This window comes from Streptomyces sp. NPDC051677 (assembly GCF_044453465.1).
In the GTDB taxonomy this organism is placed as follows: domain Bacteria; phylum Actinomycetota; class Actinomycetes; order Streptomycetales; family Streptomycetaceae; genus Streptomyces.
On sequence record NZ_JBITCT010000136.1, the window covers coordinates 1 to 2,101 of the forward strand.

General features: G+C 70.8%; 2 protein-coding genes. Both read left to right on the top strand.

Annotation, left to right across the window (positions count from 1 at the left end):
* The first annotated feature begins 13 nt into the window (after window positions 1-13).
* Window positions 14-589, top strand: a complete 576-nt coding sequence (locus ACIBAF_RS49225; RefSeq protein ID WP_399473400.1) for an IS607 family transposase — start codon at window positions 14-16, stop codon at window positions 587-589.
* Window positions 586-2,037 carry an IS607 family element RNA-guided endonuclease TnpB gene (gene tnpB, locus ACIBAF_RS49230; RefSeq protein ID WP_399473402.1) on the top strand — a complete coding sequence of 484 codons (1,452 nt, stop codon included), beginning with the start codon at window positions 586-588 and terminating at the stop codon, window positions 2,035-2,037. The genes ACIBAF_RS49225 and tnpB overlap by 4 nt, the downstream gene beginning before the upstream one ends.
* Window positions 2,038-2,101 lie beyond the last annotated feature (64 nt).

Sequence of the window (2,101 nt, forward strand, 5' to 3'; positions counted from 1 at the left end):
ATACTGTGGTCTCGTGAAGCTTTCGGAGTGGGCACGCCAGCAGGGCGTGAGCTACCAGACCGCGTGGCGGTGGGTGAAGGACGGCAAGATGCCCGTCCCGGTCCGCCAGGCACCTTCCGGGACATGGCTGGTCGAGGAGGCCGCCGTCCAGCCGTCCGGGCGCGTGGTGGCGTACTGCCGAGTGTCGTCGGCCGACCAGAAGACCGACCTGGAGCGACAGGCCGCGCGGGTCGTGGCCGGTGCGAACGGGCTTGGCCTGCCGGTGGCCGAGGTGGTGACCGAGGTCGGATCGGGACTGAATGGGCGCCGGCGCAAGCTGCACCGGCTTCTCGCCGACCCTGGCACGGCGGTGATCGTGGTCGAACACCGTGACCGGCTGGCCCGGTTCGGCGTCGAGCACCTCGAGGCCGCCCTGTCGGCGTCCGGGCGGCGCCTGGTCGTCCTCGACCCCACCGAGACAGCTGACGATCTGGTGCGGGACATCACCGAGGTGCTCACGTCGATGTGCGCGCGTCTGTACGGGCGGCGGGCGGCGAAGAACCGGGCCGCCCGTGCGGTGGCCGTGGCGACCGGCGAGGCGGCCGAGTGAAGAAGTTCCAGCCGCAGCCGGGTTTCGTGGTGCAGGCGTACCGGTTCGCTCTGGACCCGAACGCCGCCCAGGAGCACGCGCTGCGTTCGCACTGCGGTGCGGCCCGTGCCGCGTACAACTGGGCGGTCGGCTGGGTCGAGGCGTCGTGGTGGCAGCGCCGCGCGGAGGCCTCCTACGGCGTGCCGGAGGAGGCGCTGACGCCGTGGCGGCCATGGTCGCTGCCCGCCCTGCGGAAGGCGTTCAACGAGGCCAAGCACACCGACCCGAGGTTCTGCGGGTGGTGGGAGGACAACTCCAAGGAGGCGTACTCCACCGGTCTCGCCAACGCTGCTGCCGCGTTCGACAACTACGCCAAGTCCAAGCGCGGCGCCCGTAAAGGCCGGGCGGTGGGCATGCCCCGCTTCAAGTCGAAGCGGAAGGCACGCCTCGCCTGCCGGTTCACCACCGGCACCATCCGCGTGGACACGGACGGCCGACACGTCACACTGCCCCGCCTGGGCACACTCCGCGTCCACGAGCCCACCGGCAAGCTCCTCGACCGCGTCCAGGCCGGGACCGCCCGCATCCTGTCCGCGACCGTCCGACACGAACGCGGACGCTGGTTCGTGTCCTTCCAGACCGAGGTGAAACGCGACGTCGTACGCGTTACGCGGCCCGATACGGCGGTCGGTATCGACCTCGGGATCAAGACCCTCGCAGTCATGGCCGACAACACTGGCGAGATCCGCTCCGCGCCCAATCCCGGCCACTACGACCGGGCGCGCAAGCAGCTGCGCCGCGCCTCCCGCGTGGTGTCCCGACGCCAGGGTCCCGACCGGCGCACCGGACAGCAGCCGTCGAGGCGGTGGGAGAAGGCCAACGCCCAGCGGAACAAGGTCCACCACCGCGTGGCGAACCTCCGCGAAGACGCCCTGCACAAGCTCACCACCGCGGTGGCCGCCGAGTACGGCACCGTCGTGGTCGAAGACCTCAACGTCACCGGCATGTTGAAGAACCGGCGCCTCGCACGGCGTATCGCCGACGCCGGATTCGGCGAGATCCGCCGCCAGCTCGACTACAAGACCCGCCAGCGCCACGCCACCCGCACCATCGTGGCGAACCGCTGGTACCCCTCCTCGAAGACCTGTTCCGGGTGCGGCGCGGTGAAAGCCAAGCTGCCGCTGCACATCCGGACCTACGAATGCGACGCCTGCCACCTGGTCCTCGACCGGGACGACAACGCCGCACTCAACCTCGCCGCCCTCGCGGCCGCACTAACGGGTACCGGAGTGGCCGGAGACCCGGACGCCGTCAAGGCGTCGAAGCCTCGTGGAGCCGACCAGAAGACCCGCGCCACCCGCACCCGCCGCGAGGCGAGCGCGGGGCGGGCAGGTGGCGCAACCCTGCCGCACCAGCGGCGGGAGGAAGCGAGAGACCGTACTCACGCCGGAGCCCTCACGCTTTGGTGACGAGACGGACCTTCCGGGCCGAAATGCCCGGAATGCTGAGAGCTGCTGAGGCTCTGAGCAACGG